Genomic DNA, 19,556 nt, shown 5'->3' with positions numbered 1-19,556 from the left:
ATCTGCCAGCACATTATGCTTATTTAGTGAATAGAGCTGCCTTCCATGCGGTATAAAATTCATTTATCGAGGCATACCGTTCAGACCTTTCTATAGCGACAGATTTTAGTGCAACATCAAAACATGCTTTGCTTAATTCCCAGTTCATAAAAGAGCAAGGTATAAATGCATTCATTTTATATCGCTGTCTTACTTCAGTATCTGTATAGTTACCGAAAAAACTGGCAAATAGCAACGCTCCAAGTGTAAATACATTTGTAGCTTCATCAATAACAGCACCATAAATGTATTCTTCCGGTGACTTTAACCTCTTTGTCCCCCAGTAATCTACACCCATATCATTGAATGTTGGTTTTTTCCTAAAGAAGTCAATATCGCAGATTGTCGTAGTATCTCGTAAAAAATCATACATTATGCTACCGTCATAGAAGTCCACGGCTACATATCCATTTTTAGAAACGGTATCCAAAAACGAAAACAACACATCTGCTGATGCAATTCGTTTGGAAATTGGTAGTTGCCTGAAGCACTTTGCAGGGGGGACAATCTTTGGATTCTTGTTATATTTCTCAAAATTCCAATAGTCAAATAAGCAGTCACCGTCAGTCCACTTGAATACAGCGACATAAATCTCACCAAGAGAATAATGCTTGACGAGTCTTATCAAATTTTTGTGATTGATATCCTCGTATATAGGCATTGCCGCCTTTAAGGCTGCTATTGCTTCTTGCTGTGTCCGTATGGATTCTATTGTTTTTAAGCCTGCCACCTTAATAAAATACTTGTCTTCCCCATTATCAACACCAAAACTTATATTCCCCGAATCATTTTGGGCAAAGACAGCAAAAACTTTGCCAAATGATTTAAGCCATGAGAAATCGTGCTCTTCTTTTAAGCTAAAATCAACACTATCTAATTTAATATTAACCATAATTCCTCCAAGTTTTAGAGGGCTACAATATGGTCACCCTCCACATTTTATTGTATAGCATATTCATAATATCAACTCCTTTACATTTAAGATATTTATGTCAATACAAGACAGACTTGTATAATTTTACTTGTATATTATATAAATAATATTCACTTCTCAATCTATAACAACAGGGAATTAATCTGCATTTCTATCTTATTCATCCACATATATTTCACTATTATTTTCTGGCTTCAAAAAATAGTATAGTGTCTTTTATGTAAGTTTGTATCTTAGTAAAACCTGCTGTTTTAAAAAAAGTGCTTAATTCTTTTGAACTGTAAACTCTGACATCTCCATTATGCGAGAATGGAAATACAGCCATATTGGCAATCCACCGTATAAGAGGAGAAAAATATGGTTCAGCCATGTATATAACCCCATCATTTTTCAAAATCCTCATACATTCATCTGCAAACCCTTGAGGCTGTTCGAAATGATGAAATGCACAGGACACAGTTATCACATTTATGCTCATATTCTCAAGGCTGAGCGGAAAACAAGGCTGTGCTAAAAATGTAATATTTGGATAATGTTTCTTTGCAACTGCAATCATGTTTTCTGAAATATCAACACCAAGAGCATTTACTTTTGCTTTTTTAGAAAGTTCCGCAAGCAGAAATCCATTGCCACATGCAACGTCCAAGATGGTATCTCCATTCTTAACAACGACTTTTTTTATCAGCTCAGCTTTATGAGCTCTTGTATAACTTCCCTCTGGCGATGAATCATATTCTAAAGCCATCTTGTTATATGTTATTCGAGATTGCTCCGTCTTTTTTTCCATGTCATTTTCTCCTCCAATTCAATTTGCCACAGTATAACAAAATCTTTAATTTTAATTCACAATTTAAACCAATCGGTACTGATTACTTATTTTATCTATTGCCATCTATTTTAGCTTGTTTATAGCCATCAAATTCTAGAATTGCATTATGATTTTTCCCTGTATTAATGTATAAATCAATTCACAATCTATACCTATAACGAATCAATGCTTAAATTATACCATTAAAAATAGACCATATCTACCTTTTTATTCCAATAAAAATGGAGTGTGCCTTAACCGGTTTGTCATAGGTACCGGCTAAAACACTCTCCATCACAGATTCTGTCAGCTTATCCAGTTTTTGAAGTTCCCTTAACCTGGCATTTCAGTGCTTCATGGTGTCTTGCCAGTACCAGAGCCCTTTCCGAATGAAGTAAATCAGCAACGGAGCGCTGCATTAAATTTGTTTCAGTTACGATCAGCATTGCTTCTTCATCGGTTAGTCCATCCATGATTATAATTGGAACTTCCATCATTCCTATATTTCTGGCGGCATTCCATCGGTTTGAAATGTTAATAGTTTAGATCTGAATGAAAGACATTAGAATGTAATAATTTTAAATACAAAAAAACCGCCACATCTTTTACAATATGACGGCTAATTTATTTCAGCTATTTACTTATAACACTGTATCCTTTTACCTACTTTGGTGTAAAAGTGGTGTCAATGCGAATACACTGTTTCTGTAACCCTTGACTTTACTGGGTTTAATCCAGTGTGTAAGGCATTAGCGCGATGTGTCTTGCTCTCTTGATTGCTACTGTAAGAGCTCTCTGATGTTTCGCACAGTTTCCTGTAATTCTTCTAGGAAGAATCTTACCTCTTTCAGATACGTATCTCTTTAATTTGTTAACATCTTTATAATCAATACCTGCATGATTTTTGTCTGCACAGAATACACAAACTTTTTTTCTTCTGCGAGTGGTTCTTCTCTTCATTGGAGAATCGCCTTTATCGTTTCTATCATTTCTGTCGTTTCTATTGTATGGCATAACTGACCTCCTTATCCGATGAATACATTTTTAATGTATACTAATATTATTCTTAATGCTTAATTAAATGGCAATTCCTCATCTAAACCGTCCGGAATATTCATAAAACCGTCTCCAACCGCCTGACTTGGTGCAGGTCTTGAAGTCTGCTGATAGTTAGAATCTCCGCTGCTTGCTGCTTTACTTTCAGCAAATTCCTGTTCTTCCACTACAACATCGGTGGTATAAACTTTTTGTCCGTCCTTATTGGTATAACTACCTGTCTGGATACGGCCGGTTACAGCAATTTTTGTTCCCTGCTTTAAGTATTTTTCTGCAAATTCAGCAGCTTTTCCAAATGATACACAATTGATAAAATCTGCATCCGGTTCTCCGGGTCTTTTAAATCTGCGGTCTACTGCTAAAGAATATCTTGCTATTGCTAAGGAATTCTCTCCTTGAGAGTATCTTACTTCAGGGTCTCTTGTGAGACGTCCCATTAGAATGACTTTATTCATATTAAGGAATACCTCCTTTTATTATGCGTCTCGTCTAATGCATAAGAATCTGATTACATTCTCCATAATGCGAATACGATCTTCTACTTCGCCTGGGCATGTTGAATCAGCATCGAATTGGATGAAATAATAGAAGCCTTCTTTCATTTTCTGAACTTCGTAAGCTAATCTCTTCTTACCCCATTCATCAATGTTAGTGATAGTACCGCCGAATCTTGTAATAAGATCTTTAACGGCTTCTAAACTTGTTGTTCTGGCTTCGTCTTCGATTTTTGCATTTACAACTAAGGCTAACTCATATTGGTTCATAGTTGTGTGCACCTCCTTCTGGTCTCTGGCCCTTTATCATGGCGACCCGCTGTGGGTTCGTTGACAATCCGGAATAGCGAACTATCCATCTGTGTGTAAAGAGCAAGGAAAATTTTGTATAACATATCACGAATATATATTTTACCATAGAAATAAAAGCTTGGCAAGTACTTTTTTAATCAAAAAAATCATCCAATACATCCTGTACCGTCCTGATTCTGTCTTCCTTATAAGCATAAGCGCCGCAGAATAACAAGGCTTCATCAAGATCACCCCTTGCTGCATTTGCCAATGCATCTGTAATACAGTAAGGCGTTTCTGCCGGATTACAGGTTTTAATACAATTATGGCAGCGTTTTATAGGGATACGTCCTAACCCGGCCCTCTCCATAAATGAGTTCTTTATAGCTCGTCCAGGCATTCCAACCGGGCTTTTTACAATGATAATATCCTCTTCTTTGCTATCGATATAAGCCTGCTTGTATTTGATATCCGCATCACATTCTTTTGTGGTTACAAATTTTGTTGCCACCTGAATACCGTCTGCTCCTATGGAAAAATAATGCTCCATATCCTGTTTATTCTGAATTCCTCCGGCAACGATGACCGGAATCTCCTTGTCGTACTTTGTTCCATAATCTTTGGTTAATGCAATGATAGACTTAATCTCTTCATCATACGCAGCATCATCTATATGCTCCAGCTCTTCCGGGTGAAAACCGAGATGTCCTCCGGCTTTCGGTCCTTCAATGATAATGGCATCCGGAGCAACGTTATTTTTTCTATCCCACATCTTTAATATTACACTGGCTGCCTTTAGGGAAGATACAATAGGAACCAGTTTTGTCTTACTGCCTTTGGCGATCTCCGGCAATTCCGTGGGAAGCCCTGCTCCCGATATAATTAAATCAATCCCGTTTTTGATTGCTTCTTTTACGTATCTGGCATAATTTTGTGTTGCCACCATGATATTAACACCTAATATTCCCGAGGGTGCTAATTTTCTTGCCCGTTTAATATGTTCTCCAATCATTCTAAGATTGGCTTCCAATGGATTACGGTCAAAGTCAGGTTCCGTAAATCCGATCTGTGCAGTGGATATTACCCCAATGCCTCCTTTAGCGGAAACAGCTCCCGCAAGATTACTTAAACTGATTCCAACTCCCATTCCGCCCTGAATAATGGGCAGCTTCGCTGTAAGATTACCTATTCTGAGTGCTTTATACATGTTACCTCTTTTCCATGCTTATTGCATATATTTACAATTCATTCCTTAAAGAAACGAATAATTTGTTTCAATAAGTTTATACACAGATTTTCGGTAAATCTTGCAAAGCTTATACCACTTTTTTATTCTTGTTTTCCCCAGATCCTTAAATCCTGTCCGGTTGGGTTCTGAAAAATCCGAAGACCAAATTCTGCCGCTACGGAAAGAATATGGTCAAAAATGTCCGCTTGCAGGTTTTCGTAATTCACCCAGTCGGTATATCCTGTGAATGCATAGATCTCCAGGGGTAATCCAAACTCCCCGGGGGGCAGCTGCCTTACGATATGGGGCATTTCCTTACGTATACCCGGATAATTCTCAATGTAATTTAATATATAAATTCGAAAGATTTCGATATTAGTCAGGTGCCTGCCGTTAACCGGCATATCACTTTCTGCTCCGGCCTCCATATTAAACTTCTTAAGTTCTTCTTCTTTTTTATGGATATAACCTTTAAGATAATGGATTTGTCTGAATCTTTCGATCATCTCAGGTGTACAGAAACAAATACTTGTGGTATCCATATAGACCGCCCTTTTAATACGCCTTCCGCCTGATTCCTGCATTCCTCTCCAGTTTTTAAAGGAATCGGAGACCAAGGCATAAGCCGGTATGGTTACTATGGTTTTGTCAAAATTCTGAACTTTCACCGTATTCAGTGTTACTTCCATTACTTCGCCATCCGCACCGTATTTATCCATCTCAATCCAGTCTCCTATTTGAAGCATTTTATTGGACGTTAATTGTATACCGGCAACAAACCCTAATATGGAATCCTTAAATACCAGGGAGAATACTGCCGTCAAAGCACCGATTCCGCTTAAAAGCGCAATAGGACTTTGCCCCAGGAGATTTGCTATAATAATAATACCCACAATAATATATACAGCAATTTTAACCACCTGAATCAGACCTTTTATCGGCCGAATTCTGGATATTGGGTATAGATTATAAATATCATTAGCGGAATCTAAGGCTGAATTTAGCACAAATATTGCTATAAGGAAAATATAGGTTAAGGTAAAACGCTTAATAATTGTTTCGTACTGATAAAACAGCGGTGCCGCATTATAAACAACGATAGCCGGAACAATGTAGGAAAGCCTCTTAAAGACCTGCCGATCCAACATAATATTATCCCATCTATGATTATTACTTTCAATCAGTTTGGTGATTAGTTTTAGTATCACTTTTTTGATAATAAAATTTAGGATGAAACATAATAAAGTAAGAATTAAAATCATAATACAAAAAGATAAGTACTGTGCATAAATGGAATTTATACCGCGGCCCGTAAATATTTTGGTAAAATACCCCATACCCCTCTTCCTTTCTTCTATAAATGTATCTGTTAATATTACTCTAACAGTGTCTTTATATGGAATATGCTATTATTTACCCGATCATTCCTATTTCGTTATGATATGTACAAAAATGTATTTTATGCAATGACTCCCCAGCTGTTCCTATTGTATTTTACATGCTTCTATCAGTTACCACTTCTTATCCATATCCGGACAATAATTCTTTTCTATCACAGCCCTCAGTTCTATAAAACAGCCGCAGATTCGGCACATACCATTTAGCAGATTATCACACTCTTTGCATATATTTAATCTTCTTTCATATTCTTTTGTATCTGCTTTTATATCATCACTTAATGTTTCAATATAATCATACAGATTTTTAAAATAAACATTTTCCGGCATATCTTTTAGCAGACATTTTTTGCAGTAATTAGCTGCACTGTATTCCTGTTCTTTCATCTGATTTTCTTTCTCCTTACTCCTTAAATCCAGGTAATTAGATTATTTTTAAGATCATTACCATTATAACATTTAAAGTATATGACGACAGCTTTTTTCTACAAGAAGATGTCTGTACAAGCAAATTTCATTCTGAAATAATAAAACTTTTCTCTGTATTTATGGCTTGTCCATTTTCCGTTTGTCAGAGCTTATGTTATCCCCTGTCAAACAGAGAGATAAGAAAAAGCGGAGATGACAGAGCTGGATTAATATGTTAATATGGATATAATAAGTTTTAATGGGAGTTTGTATTGAAATATAAAAAGGAAGAGTATTTCTATTTGTGAGGTGAAGAAATCATGTCAGACAAAAAAATCATAGTACAATTTACACTGCTGACATTTTGTATAGCTTATCTTGTGTCAGGTTCCTTAATTGTGCTTGGACAATTCGGATATTCGGTTCACAATTGGGTCCACTCAGTAAAGGAATTCGGGATGAATATTCCTTTTGCCGTCTATATTTTATCACCCGCTATTGCTTCCTATATCGTTCTGAAGAAAAATAACAAAATACTAAATTTCAAGGAATGGCTGAAAACCGTTTTCTACATCAAAAATAACATATTTATTTATTTGTTCGTTGCTGCAGGACTTGCACTATATTTTTTGATACATATAGCAGTTTCTGGCCGCACGGAAATGATGTTACCATTTTATACCTTATTCCTTTCTCTGCCTGGTAATCTTATTATCGGCGGATTGGAGGAAGCCGGATGGATGCTCTTATTGCAGCCTGAACTCGATAAAAAATACGGCTATGTTTTATCTTCTGTTTTAGTTGGAATTATATGGATGTTCTGGCACATACCTCTCTTCTTCCTTCCAGGAACGAACCACGGAGAGGGACTCATTAACTTCTGGATGTTTGCAGTTCAACTCATGTCATTTCGGTTTTTTAACGGGGCAATCTATAAAATATCAGGAAAAGGCTGTGTGTTTATGTGTGTATTATTCCACACCATGTTCAATGCAGCATCCCCCATCTTTGGTACTAATACTATGACCTGGCCGGGAACCATTGCTGCCAATACCGTGCTTGTTCTTGTTTCAATTGTAACTGTTGTGATATACGGCCAAAAGAATGTGGAATAACAAAACCGTTACTGATATCGACCCTTTTAGGACAGGCTGACAGGGCATAATGCTCCCCAATTATTGTATATCAACCCATTCCTTATGTTGGCTGCTTATTAGACACGCCTCAACCAGTTTCATAATATAATGACCATCTGCAAACGTAGCATAATTTTGTTTATCTTCCTGATAGGTATCATGTAAAATAGCTTCATAAAATGATTGTATGGCACATTTTAGGGCATCTGTCCACCCTAATGGGTGACCGTTTGGCAGAAGTGCGTACCGTTTTGCCGCACCGGTTAAAAAACCTGAGGATGCATAGATTTCTTCGTTGCCGGAATCCCGGTGCCCTACCCATAATTTATCGGGTCTTTCCTGCTCCCACTCAAGAGATGCAGTACTTCCACTTATCGTTACCGACAACCCATTTTTTTTACCGGCTCCTACTTGAGATAAATTAATTAACCCCTGGGTTCCGTTTTCAAACTTTATCATAATAAAAGCAACATCTTCTGAATGAATGGAAACTTCTTCCAAAACCTTGCCCTGTTGGTTTGAATAGGTTCCTCCTACTTTTTCCGTCCGTTTACGAATCGGATATACTGTTATTAAATTGGCATAAACGGAAATAATCTTTTTATTTAATATGTATTGCATGGTATCAAAACAATGGGAGCCAATATCGGAAACAGCTCTGGACTCGCCTCCAAGCTTAGGATCCAGCCTCCAGTCATAATCTGTATCATATAAAAGCCAATCCTGGAGATATTGCCCATGCACAACAAGTATTTCTCCTATGCTGTTATTCTTCACACGTTCATGCATTTCCTGAACCATGGCATTATGCCTGTAGTTAAAATTAGCACCTGCCGCAATACCTTTTTCTTTGGAAAGCTGAACCAGTTCCTCTGATTCCTTAGTATTTAATGTCAAGGGTTTTTCACAATAGACATGTTTACCGCTCTTCATAACCGCCTTATTTATTTCAAAATGCAATGCGCTTGGTGTACAGTTATGAACAATATCTATATCTTTTTTCTTTAACAGTTCTGTATAATCAGAATAATAAGATGGGATATGAAGCTGTTCACTAACCGATTTAACCATTTCTCCGTTGCTGTCAGCTACCGCCACAACTTCCGCACCAGGAATTCTACGAATCGCTTCAATATGTTGTTTTCCGATAAATCCTGTACCTATTACTCCAATCCGTAAAACCTTTTCTCCCATATAGTTGTCTCCTTTTACTTTATGATTCGAGTCTCAAAAGCCAATTTTATACCTCAATTTTTGCACAATTTATATTTTGACCACGTGACGCAGAGTATAGTTCATTCATAACACTCTCTCGCTCGGATAAAGTTCGTAGTGGTAAGAAGGCACCCAAATACATGCCCTAAGTACCAACAACTTCATACAGTTACTCATCGAACTATACTCTGCATCATGTTATATTATAAAATATTATGATATTTTCTGTAATAATTTATTTCTTACGTAAACTTTACATTATTTATTTTACATGTGCCTTTTTATATTGTCAATAGTTTTTTCGCTTTTAACTTACTGATACAATGCACTTTTAACAATTGCCGTTCGGATAAAAAACAAAACTTTTTTTGTTATTCTTTCTGTTTACCTTTTTTAGTTTTTAAATTAAATGATTATTTTATATTTTACTGTAAATTTACATTTTAATCATATTATTTTCCATGACGTATCCTTAATTGGTTCTTACCCTCAGATAAAACACCGTTTTGTAAGGCACTGTTCCTTAATCCAAGACAATCCCCGGAGCTAGTACGATTTAGTTACTGTTCACTCCCATGCAAAAAGCAGCAGTTCCGCGAACAGTAACACGATTTATTCTTTCCGACGTTGTAAGTGGAAATATCTCTTTACATTATTTACATTTAAAGATATACTATATTGAAGTAATATCTATTATTTTTACAGGAGATTGTTATGAAGAGAAGTACTATTACTATAGAAGAAATAGCGGCTAAGGCGAATGTATCCATTGCAACCGTGTCCAGAATAATCAATCACAAAGACTCTGTAAAAGCGGAAACCAGGCAGCGCGTTTTAGCAGTAATGGAGGAACTTAATTTTTTACCAAAATCCCCATCACCTTTATCTGATGCTAATAGCAATGTTATACTCATGTGCGTACCGGAATTCGATAATCCGTTTAACAGTTTGGTTATCAATGGAGTTCAAAGATCGGCCCATGACCACGGATACGATGTTTTGCTTTTACAGGCTAAAGCTTTTTATACCGATAGCAGTGATTATATGAATATACTTAAAAATAACTCAATTGCAGGTATTATTCTGCTTTCCTCCGTACCCCATCCTAATCTGATCGAAGAACTATCTTTTCGTTGTCCTGTGGTAATGTGCTCCGAATATTGTGAGGAATATAATGTACCTTTTGTAAGTATTGATGATGTTGCTGCAGCAAAAACCGCAGTGAATTACCTGATATCTTCCGGCTGTAAAAAGATAGGTATGATAAATTGTTCTCCGAAACACAAATACGCCAGACATCGGGAACAGGGTTATCGCGAAGCATTAGAAGAAGCCGGTTTGACGGTAAATGAATCCTGGATTGCACATATTTCCTCCATTAACTACAGTCTGGCATTGTCCAATGCTATGCACATTTTAAGTCTGCCCGATCATCCGGATGCCTTTTTTGCAGCATCAGATGTATTTGCAGTAAGTATAATGAATGGGGCAAGAAAACTCGGACTTTCCATACCGGAGGATGTATCCGTAGTCGGTTTTGATAATATCGAGTTATCCACAATGACGGAACCTCAGATAACAACAATCGAACAGCCTTCTTACCAGCTGGGCTTCCAGTCCTGTGAACTTCTGGTAGAAAAGATCGATAAGCCATTTTTAGAAGACAAGCAAATTATATTAGGTACCGAACTAATTGTAAGAGGCTCTACATTACTTAAAAAATAAAGGAAGACGTAAAAACCGCCGCAGAATAGTATCTCTCTATTTGCGGCAGTTTTTATGTTGATGGGCTATCCTTTATCCTTATATCATTTTGCCTATTCTTAGAGTCACTTTTGTCCCTTTCTCTATTTCAGATTGGATCGAGATGCCATAACTTTCCCCGAAGTACAGCTTTATCCGCTCCTCAACATTAAACAGACCGTAATGCTCCGACTGTTGTTTACTTAGTAGGTCCCTCAATTTTTCATCTTCTATCCCAACTCCGTCATCCTCTATAATGATAAGTATATCATCTTTATATACTTTGGCGGTAATTGTAAGGTTGCCCTTTTTCTCAGGTTTTTTCATAATTCCATGTAATACAGCATTTTCCATTATTGGCTGTAATGTAAGTTTAGGAATGTTATATTTTACTATCTCAGAATCCATATTGACCTCAAATTGGATCGCATTATCAAATCTTGTATTCTGGATAGCAAGATAAATTTTAGCTAGCTCAATTTCATCCTCAATTCCTACGATACTTTTCCCTTTATTGAGAGTCAATCGGAAATACTTGGCCAATTTTGTTACAAGGGCACTTATATCCAATGCATTTTTACGAATTGCCATCCAATTAATACATTCCAGAGTATTATACAGAAAATGAGGATTAATCTGGGCCTGCAGAGCCATTAACTGTGCTTTCCTCTCTTCCAGTTTCACTTTATAAGATTCTTCCGCCAGTTCTTTACTTCTTTGAATCATTTCATATACCAGTTTTTCCACTTTACCCAATTCATCGCTTTTATTGATTTTATCATATTCCTGCCCTTTTGCCTGTATTCCCTCATTTTCTATCTTTTCTGCTATCCGGTTCATTCTTGTAATTAATTCTTTAGTTAAGTTATTAATTATAACAAAGGATGCCGCAACAAACAACAGCAATACTAATATGGATAATAAAACGAATTGCATATCCCCTAAAAAAGAATAATTTTCTAATATATATTTCTGCCCTATCCGGTCTACAATCTTCCACCCGGTATTTTCTATTGTGGTATAGATCAGGTATTCTTCCGTATTGGTTATTTTCGGTTCTAAAATGCCTCTATCACTCTTGTTAATTTGACCAAGGACTGAAGCTTCAATTACAGTTTTCCCTAATTTAGACTCATCCCGCCCGGCAATCATTTTACCATCCCTATCTACAATAAAAACTTGCTCACTTTTTCTAAGATGTATATCTTTTATAAATGAATACAGTGTGGATTCTTTTATATCTACAGAAAGTATGCCATCATTATCATATATATTATTACTATGCTTTAGTACACGTCTGCATGAAACCAGCCATAGATCAGGTTCTCCTGCTATGTCCTTTTCCAGGTAAACGCTAGACCAGTCAACTGCCCCGCATTTATCGGCAGTTTCTTTGTACCAAGGTAAATTTTTTATACTGTCTAATGAAAAAAAGTTAACGTGTTCCGTAGATACCATCTTCTTTTGATCCACATAAATCCTGACTTTATATAAACCTGTATCCCTCTCCATATTATAAAACTGGTTTCTTAGATTTTTTAACTGTTCTAATTGTAAAATCAGGTCATTATTATTTTCCTCCCCCACAAATGCCTTGACTTCATTGTCAAAAAATAAGGTATCCGAAACCCGGACCATATTATCCAAGGTATTTTTCACATTGTAATCAACTTGTTTTAAAGTCTGAAGCATTGCCTGATTCACATTGATCGCAGCGGACCGCTCAGTCTTAAGATAATTACTGTAAAAAAGCGCAAGGGTGGGCAAAAGTACCAGCATAAAAAATATAATGAAAAGCTTTCGTTTCATAGGACTACATCCTTCCATAACCAGCTTATGGAATACGGACCCGTAATTAGAATTAATTATTTTGAATTCCTATCATCATCTGCCTGTATTCCTTCGGAGTCAACGCCGTATTCTTCTTAAATATTTTGCCAAAAGAACTGGGTTCCGCATAGCCGATCAGAAAACCGATATCTGTCAGCTTAACAGTAGTGTCTGCCAGTAGTTTTTTGGCTGCTTCTATTCTTACACTGGTTATATATTGATTGATTGTATGACCTGTTAACTGCTTAAAGACAGCACAAATGTAATTCGGGCTGAGATATATCTGTTCTGCAATAGTCTGAATCGCAATATTATGCATATAATTTTTTCCAATAATGTCTTTTACTTTCTTTACAGTTTCAGAATTCTGATCCATCATTTTTCCACAGATTGTTCGGTTTAACCCCAGGCAAAATTCTATAACAACCCGTTTCATGTCCGGTATTGTTTCCGTATTTCTTAATTTCTCGTAGGCATATAGAATATCCTCTTCTTTCGTCTGGAGGTTTCCATGGAGAGCCATATAAGATTCCAGCGCAGCCATCATTAACATACCCGAACATTGAATCCCATATAACACATCTAAATTAGGATTTACAGACAAAGTCTGAAAAAAATTGTTCACACTTTCTCTTAAGGAACTCTGATCCGGTAAGGACAGGAATCTCTTAACCTCATCTATAAAATGAAAGAGGGATTCATCTTTAAACTCTATGCATTCCTGATTTTGAATGATCCGGTTACTTCCGAAAATTAAGCGTTTATACACATTTTCTTTCGCCTTTTGAAACGAAACAGGAATCTCTAAAATATCATTAACATAATCACCAATTCCAATGGTCGCTCTTATATTAGTCCCGTTACGCAGAATATTAAGAAAATTATCCACCAGTTCTTCAACCTGTTTCTGAAAAGCATTGGTTACGTTTTGTTCCTCCCCTGATTCTTCCATTAATAACAGAATAAAATCACCTTTGCCGTATTCAAAAGCGAAACCCTCCGTATATATTTCCAGAAGTTCTTCCAGAAGATTTAGAATGCCGAAATTCAGCGCATTATCCATTTTCTGATTAGTACCGCTATAAGTTGTCTGCTTACTGTCTAAACTTATCATAACGATGTTATAGCAGGATTTCTTCATACAGGATATATTAAGGAAATCCATTTGTTCCTTTAACTTTGCTTTATCTTTAAAGGCACCATTTATTAAATCTATAAAAAGTCTGGAACGTAATATAGGAGTATTTTTTTTCATCTGATTTTGGATCTCTTCTCTTTTTTTACGTTCTTCCCACTCTGTATTCAGTTGTTTTCTTATCTTTTCCATTACAGACAATAGTTCTGTTGTATCAATCGGTTTTAAGATATAATCCATTGCGTTCACTTTAAAGGCTGATTTGAAATATTCCACATCATCATAGGCACTCATGATTAATACAGATGGCTTTTGGTTAAATTCTTCCAGTCTTTTTATCATGGAAAATCCATCCAAATCTGGCATCCTGATATCTGTAAGTATCACATCAGGCTCATATTTTCCAGTCATTTCCAATGCGGACAATCCGCCATCTGCACATCCAATAACTTCAAAACCACTGGGATTGTTTTGAAAAAAGTATAAAAGTCCTTCTCTTGTCTGTTTTTCATCATCAGCTATTAAAAGTTTATACATGAGTTCCTCTCCTCCCCCAAACATTGTAAGTATTAAGCCGCTTAAATATTATTCAAAATAAGCTCCTGCTTCCCCCAATATCCTGCGCAATTGCATAATATCAACCTTATGGGTATCACCTGTTTGGGATGCTAAAACCGCAGCGGTTCCGGCTGCCTGACCGGTAACAAGGCAAACCGGCATAACCCGGATACTTCCCTGTACCCTGTGGTCACTGGATATTATTCTCCCTGCCGCTATTAAATTATCAACTTCTTTTGGAATGAGGCTTCTATAAGGAATTCCATGGGACTCTCCCGGAGCATATGGCTCAAAATCTTCTTCCCCATTTCTTTCTCCCCTCATAATACGGTCCCGTTCTTCTTTCGTTTGATGGACATCCAGAAAATAACAGTTTCTTCCTATTTCATCAGGAAAGGCCTTTCTATTCTTATAATCTTCATATGTAATAGTATACTCACCTTTTATCCGCCTTGACTCTCTAATCCCTGTAACCAAAGAAGTCTCTGCAAGATAAGAAGCACCGTAGGTTTCCGGAAGATATTCCTTAAGACCCTGATGATACTGATATGCAAGCTGCCGCCCCTGCATCAGGGCTTTCGAAGCACCAATCGGATCCCTAGAATCTACATTCCACAAATGCCCTGCATTAAATCCAACCGTACGAGGACCTATTAATGAATGACAGCAATGAGCATCCGTAATGAGAGGATATTTCTCAGATCTGGCAATATCGTATGCTGCACACTCCGGGTTATTCATATGTAAAACAGGTGAATTGTGATAATGATATTCATCCACATTCGTCAGTACAAAACAATGAGTGGAGGGTTGAATATCATGGTTTTGTTCATCGCCGTAATCGTAAGGAAGACCGGCTCCTGCGAAGATATCGGCATCTCCGGTGCAATCAATATAAATGTTACCTTTATATGCCGTCAATCCGCCTTTGTTGGCTGTTACAATATAATCGAGCTTATTTCCCTGACGGTTAACAGAAACCACCTGTGTATGAAAGAGTACCGTAACACCTGCATCCATAATCATCTCGTCATACACCCGTTTTAAAGCTTCCGGATCTATCGGAACCCAGTCGGCATCTTCTTTCTTAACATGCCTCATTCCTGCTTTAGCTTTATTAAAAATCTCGAGAGCAATTCCCCGGTATATTATTTTTTCCTTATCAGAAAAAGGGCACCAGGCAGGGACAAGACCGATTGTTCCCATTCCGCCCAGGGAACCGGACGCTTCAATTAGAAGTACATTGGCGCGACACCTTGCAGCAGCAATCGCCGCTGCACATCCGGCAGGTCCTCCGCCTGCAATTATTATCTCATATTCCGTGTTCTCAGGGATTTCTCTTACAAATTGAATATTCATACTTGTTATCTCTCCTTATTATAACTTAGATTTTTATACCGCACCATATTATTTATTGATTAAATTATTTATAAGAGGCTGTTTTTCCAGCCTCTTAATAATTAGAACACACGTATATATATTATTTGGTTTTATACCAGTTATTCTGTGCAGCAATAAGTTTATCACCACACTGGGCTTTCCAGTTTGTTATAAAGTTTTGAAAGCTTTCTTTCGTAATACCATTAACAATGGAATTTACCATAAATTCTTCCGTCAAACTTGACGAGCTGGTGCTCTCAGCAGAGATATCTGTATACACAGCACAAGGAAGCTCAGATGACGGATCAATGGTCACAAATTTACCATAATCATAATTTAACTGTGAGTAAGCCGCAAATTGATTTTCATTCTTTCGCGCTCTGCAAAGCCAGTACTTACCATAATCATCGTTGGCACCGGTAAGATATGCATTTGCATTTCCCCTGTGTTCAAAAAAAGTAGGCAGTATAGGAAGGTAATTGCCGTCAGCATCAATAGTATAATCCTCTCCCTCTGTTCCAAGAACCATTTCCTTAAATGTTTCAGGTTCTAATTTTTTATTAAAGTAATCCATGGTTGCTTCCACGTTTTTCGAATTTTTAGGAATAACTATATATGTATCAATTTGGTTCCCTGAGCCGGTACTTACACCGGCTTTTCCATCTTTTTCGATTGGTTGAATAAATTCAACCGTTGCATCGGGATTGGTATTTTTAAATGTTTCTAACAAAGACGGTATGGACCAATACCCATCTACACGGCATAAAGCCAGATCTGTGGTAAATTTCTCCAAAACCGTTGCTGTCTGGTTAGTCGGCATTTCTGGATCCAGTAAACCTCTGGTATATAGATCGTTAAGATAGGAAAGGAAATCAAAAAAACCCTCCTGTACCTGATACGGAACCAATTCTCCGTTAACGTCTGTCCAATCTGTTGCAATCCCAAAAGCCCCTCCCAGACTGCTGGTTCGGAGACTGTATAAGTCACCCATGGTTGCAGATAAAGGAACCGTTGCACTGCCATGACCTTTCGGGTCTTGTGTCTTAAACATTTCCAACATGGACGTAAATTCCTTCAGGGTAGTTGGTTTATTAATCCCCATGGTTTTTAACATATCCATACGAACCATCATACCCAACCCGACATTAGAACTGTCCTCCCTGCCACTGGGACTCATAGTTGGTATTGCAAAATAAGTATCCCCCACCACGCATATATCAAGCAAAGTTTTATTAATACTTGCTGCGATATTAGGTGCGTATTTCTCTACCAACGGTTTCATATCCATTAAAGCACCCTGGCTTGCATATTCGGCATAGCGGCCTTTATCACTCAGTACAATAAAATCGTAATCCGCACCGGATGCCATAATAGCATTTAACTTATCGTTTGGATTATCAGCAGGTAAAATATCATATTCTACCTTATAACCAGTCTTTTCCGCAATCCAATCATAAACCGGATTTGCATCACCATTATTCCATTCTAACCCTCCATTATTAGGAACCAAAGCTTTTAAAACTTTTGTCTCGGATGTTCTTGAATCTTTCTCTTTGTCTCCGTCGGAAACCGTCTTATCGGTTTCGGTACTTGCTTCCTTGTTTTTTACCCCATTGCATCCTGTTAACAGGGATGCTGTAAGACACAGCATCATAATAACTGTTATTAAACTCTTTCCTTTTTTCATAAGTTTCCTCCTTCATCTTTTTATATAACATCAGCTGCTAAAAAGCGGTCAGCCTTTAGTGGAACCGATGGTCATACCTTTTACAAAATGTCTCTGCATAAACGGATATACAAGTAAGATAGGAATAGTTGATGCAACAATAGCTGCTGCAGTAATACTTTCTGCAGAAACATCTACTAACAGCAATTCCTTTGCCTGTACATCCTGTGCTTTCATAATCATATCTCTTAAATAAAGAGGCAGCGTCTGTAAATCCGGACTGTTTATGTACATCATGGGATCAAAGTAGTTATTCCATAACATAACGGATGTAAATACAACGATTGTAGCATATACAGGTTTACTCAATGGAACGATGAACTTCAAAAATATAGTCAAATTATTTGCTCCATCCACTTTTGCAGATTCGATTATACTTTCCGGTATATCTTCATAAAAATTTTTTATAATAAGGAGGTGAAACACATTAATTAAACCTGGTAAAATTAAAACACTTTTTGTATTCAGAATACCATATGTATTATAAAGCAGGTATGTTGGAATAATTCCGCCTCCAAAATACATAGTAAAAACAAATAACAGCAAAAACCCTTTCATATAAGGCAGATTCCGCATGGATAGAGGATATGCTGTCAGAGCCGATAAGGTCAAGGTACACAAGGTACCAATTAACGTAATAAACAGGGAATTCCCAAAAGCTATAAGGAAATTCCGGGATTTTAATATACTGTTCAAAGCAAAAGTCTGAAATCCTACGGGTAATATTCCCACGGAGCCGGAATTTATTGCCCATTCCGCACTGAACGCTTTTGAAACTACATGCATCATAGGAAATAATACTATTAAAACCAGAACTCCGATAAATAAATAGGAAAATGCAGTAACCATATTACTTTCCGTTATTACCTGTTTGACTGCTTTTATATTACCCGTTTGCCCATTCATTCTGATATTAATATTTTTGTTTACTATATTTTGACTTTTCATTACCAGATACTCCTTCCTGTCGCTTTTTTACTTGTATAATTACCTGCAAGCACCAGAACCAGTCCGACCAGCGATTCAAATAGCCCAATTGCGGTAGCATAGCTATAATTCATTTGGGATACACCGGTACGATAAATATATGTTCCTAAAACATCACCAGTTTTATATACTGTGGGGTTATACATTAATAAAATCTGTTCGGTGTTTGCATTTAACACTCCGCCTAATTTAAGGATAAACATTAGAAGAATAATGGAAATCATACCGGGAAGAGTGATATGAATAATCTGTTTTATTTTACCTGCTCCGTCGACTTTGGCTGCTTCATATAATTCCGGATTTATTCCGGTAATGGCAGCAATAAAAACAATGGCACTATAACCAATTTCTTTCCACGCCTCAGATCCTATAACCACAGTACGAAACCAGGAATTATCCATGAGAAAGGATATTGGTTTTCCTCCTAAGAAAGTAATAATTTGATTAATAACTCCTGTTGATGGGGAACAAGCGGTTACCACAAGGCCAGTAATAATAACCCAGGATAAAAAATGGGGTAGATATAAAATTGTCTGAAATACTTTTTTAAAGAAATGATTCCCAATTTCATTAAGTAATATAGCAATCAGAATAGACATGGGAAAAGTAAAAAGTATTTTACCGCAGCTGATTAATAGTGTATTTTTGAGAACTTTATAAAAATCCGGAGAAACAAATAATGTTTTAAAGTGTTTTAAACCTACGAAAGGACTATGTAATATTCCGGTAAAGATATTATAATCCTGAAATCCGGTCACCAGGCCATACATAGGCATGTATCGGAAGAGGATTATAAATAAAATTCCAGGAATTAAAAATAAATAGATATTCAGATTTTTTCTTGCATAACGTATTCTCGCTTGTCTTTCTTCTCTTTTGGAACATCTTTTATTTACATGAATCATTTTTGTTTCCATCATTATTTATCCTTCTCTTTTTTATGTTTGGTATGCTTATATTTTATTCTGATGTATGAAATGATTCAATGTTCATGCTTACAAATTATAGTTCATTCTTACAGTTATTGCGATTAAGTCTGTGCCTTAACCATTCACCTCAATGACATCTACCTATGGCGTCTCATGTGGATCCTGCCCGAACTTTCCGATAAAAAAATATCGCCGGCCGTTAACATGGCTGACGATACGAAAATTGATTGTTTTTGACTGTCCTCTAGGCAGATCGCACGTA

The 19,556-nt window shown here is 36.8% G+C and carries 18 protein-coding genes; 2 read left to right on the top strand and 16 right to left on the bottom strand.

Features of this window, described 5'->3' with window-relative positions; genetic code table 11:
• Nucleotides 1–19: 19 nt before the first annotated feature.
• The 9 genes from RBU59_RS16310 to RBU59_RS16270 all read right to left on the bottom strand — a co-directional run bounded on the left by RBU59_RS16310 (nucleotide 20) and on the right by RBU59_RS16270 (nucleotide 6,634).
• Nucleotides 20–931, bottom strand: a complete 912-nt coding sequence (locus RBU59_RS16310; RefSeq protein WP_308143565.1) for a hypothetical protein — start codon at nucleotides 929–931, stop codon at nucleotides 20–22.
• Between the two features lie 223 nt (nucleotides 932–1,154).
• The gene (locus tag RBU59_RS16305; RefSeq protein ID WP_308143564.1) at nucleotides 1,155–1,760 is read right to left on the bottom strand and encodes a class I SAM-dependent methyltransferase; all 606 of its coding nucleotides are present in this window, start codon (nucleotides 1,758–1,760) and stop codon (nucleotides 1,155–1,157) included.
• Between the two features lie 332 nt (nucleotides 1,761–2,092).
• Nucleotides 2,093–2,278, bottom strand: a complete 186-nt coding sequence (locus tag RBU59_RS16300; RefSeq protein ID WP_308143563.1) for a hypothetical protein — start codon at nucleotides 2,276–2,278, stop codon at nucleotides 2,093–2,095.
• Nucleotides 2,279–2,510: 232 nt separating this feature from the next.
• Complete coding sequence (gene rpsR / locus RBU59_RS16295) at nucleotides 2,511–2,795, bottom strand: 30S ribosomal protein S18 (protein ID WP_442871690.1); 285 nt, start codon at nucleotides 2,793–2,795, stop codon at nucleotides 2,511–2,513.
• A gap of 59 nt (nucleotides 2,796–2,854) precedes the next feature.
• Entirely contained in the window at nucleotides 2,855–3,292 is a 438-nt protein-coding gene (locus tag RBU59_RS16290; RefSeq protein WP_308143562.1) for a single-stranded DNA-binding protein, read from the bottom strand.
• Between the two features lie 21 nt (nucleotides 3,293–3,313).
• Nucleotides 3,314–3,601 (bottom strand): 30S ribosomal protein S6, encoded by a 288-nt coding sequence (gene rpsF / locus RBU59_RS16285; RefSeq protein ID WP_308143561.1) that lies wholly within the window; start codon nucleotides 3,599–3,601, stop codon nucleotides 3,314–3,316.
• 175 nt (nucleotides 3,602–3,776) lie between these two features.
• Complete coding sequence (locus RBU59_RS16280; protein WP_308143560.1) at nucleotides 3,777–4,829, bottom strand: NAD(P)H-dependent flavin oxidoreductase; 1,053 nt, start codon at nucleotides 4,827–4,829, stop codon at nucleotides 3,777–3,779.
• 122 nt (nucleotides 4,830–4,951) lie between these two features.
• The gene (locus RBU59_RS16275; RefSeq protein WP_308143559.1) at nucleotides 4,952–6,187 is read right to left on the bottom strand and encodes a mechanosensitive ion channel family protein; all 1,236 of its coding nucleotides are present in this window, start codon (nucleotides 6,185–6,187) and stop codon (nucleotides 4,952–4,954) included.
• A gap of 174 nt (nucleotides 6,188–6,361) precedes the next feature.
• Nucleotides 6,362–6,634 (bottom strand): DUF6171 family protein, encoded by a 273-nt coding sequence (locus RBU59_RS16270; protein ID WP_308143558.1) that lies wholly within the window; start codon nucleotides 6,632–6,634, stop codon nucleotides 6,362–6,364.
• Nucleotides 6,635–6,975: 341 nt separating this feature from the next.
• On the opposite strand from RBU59_RS16270, the gene RBU59_RS16265 reads away from it, so the two are divergent.
• Nucleotides 6,976–7,770 carry a CPBP family intramembrane glutamic endopeptidase gene (locus tag RBU59_RS16265; RefSeq protein WP_308143557.1) on the top strand — a complete coding sequence of 265 codons (795 nt, stop codon included), beginning with the start codon at nucleotides 6,976–6,978 and terminating at the stop codon, nucleotides 7,768–7,770.
• Nucleotides 7,771–7,830: 60 nt separating this feature from the next.
• Here the strand turns inward: RBU59_RS16265 and RBU59_RS16260 are convergent, their stop codons facing one another.
• A complete protein-coding gene (locus tag RBU59_RS16260) occupies nucleotides 7,831–8,985 on the bottom strand; it encodes a Gfo/Idh/MocA family protein (protein ID WP_308143556.1) in 1,155 nt (384 codons plus the stop codon).
• Nucleotides 8,986–9,720: 735 nt separating this feature from the next.
• On the opposite strand from RBU59_RS16260, the gene RBU59_RS16255 reads away from it, so the two are divergent.
• Entirely contained in the window at nucleotides 9,721–10,731 is a 1,011-nt protein-coding gene (locus RBU59_RS16255; RefSeq protein WP_308143555.1) for a LacI family DNA-binding transcriptional regulator, read from the top strand.
• 78 nt (nucleotides 10,732–10,809) lie between these two features.
• Here the strand turns inward: RBU59_RS16255 and RBU59_RS16250 are convergent, their stop codons facing one another.
• The 6 genes from RBU59_RS16250 to RBU59_RS16225 all read right to left on the bottom strand — a co-directional run bounded on the left by RBU59_RS16250 (nucleotide 10,810) and on the right by RBU59_RS16225 (nucleotide 19,285).
• On the bottom strand, nucleotides 10,810–12,558 hold the full coding sequence (locus RBU59_RS16250; protein WP_308143554.1) for a cache domain-containing sensor histidine kinase: 1,749 nt from the start codon (nucleotides 12,556–12,558) through the stop codon (nucleotides 10,810–10,812).
• A gap of 52 nt (nucleotides 12,559–12,610) precedes the next feature.
• A complete protein-coding gene (locus tag RBU59_RS16245) occupies nucleotides 12,611–14,251 on the bottom strand; it encodes a response regulator (protein WP_308143553.1) in 1,641 nt (546 codons plus the stop codon).
• Between the two features lie 48 nt (nucleotides 14,252–14,299).
• The gene (locus tag RBU59_RS16240) at nucleotides 14,300–15,631 is read right to left on the bottom strand and encodes an FAD-dependent oxidoreductase (protein ID WP_308143552.1); all 1,332 of its coding nucleotides are present in this window, start codon (nucleotides 15,629–15,631) and stop codon (nucleotides 14,300–14,302) included.
• A 121-nt stretch (nucleotides 15,632–15,752) separates the two neighbouring features.
• Entirely contained in the window at nucleotides 15,753–17,339 is a 1,587-nt protein-coding gene (locus RBU59_RS16235) for an extracellular solute-binding protein (protein WP_308143551.1), read from the bottom strand.
• Nucleotides 17,340–17,387: 48 nt separating this feature from the next.
• Nucleotides 17,388–18,326 carry a carbohydrate ABC transporter permease gene (locus RBU59_RS16230; RefSeq protein ID WP_308143550.1) on the bottom strand — a complete coding sequence of 313 codons (939 nt, stop codon included), beginning with the start codon at nucleotides 18,324–18,326 and terminating at the stop codon, nucleotides 17,388–17,390.
• Nucleotides 18,326–19,285 carry an ABC transporter permease gene (locus tag RBU59_RS16225; protein ID WP_308143549.1) on the bottom strand — a complete coding sequence of 320 codons (960 nt, stop codon included), beginning with the start codon at nucleotides 19,283–19,285 and terminating at the stop codon, nucleotides 18,326–18,328. The genes RBU59_RS16230 and RBU59_RS16225 overlap by 1 nt, the downstream gene beginning before the upstream one ends.
• Nucleotides 19,286–19,556: the final 271 nt, after the last annotated feature.

This window comes from Anaerocolumna sp. MB42-C2, from assembly GCF_030913705.1.
Lineage (GTDB): Bacteria > Bacillota > Clostridia > Lachnospirales > Lachnospiraceae > Anaerocolumna.
The sequence above is the reverse complement of the archived record's forward strand: the minus strand, read 5'-3'. Positions and strand labels throughout refer to the sequence as shown.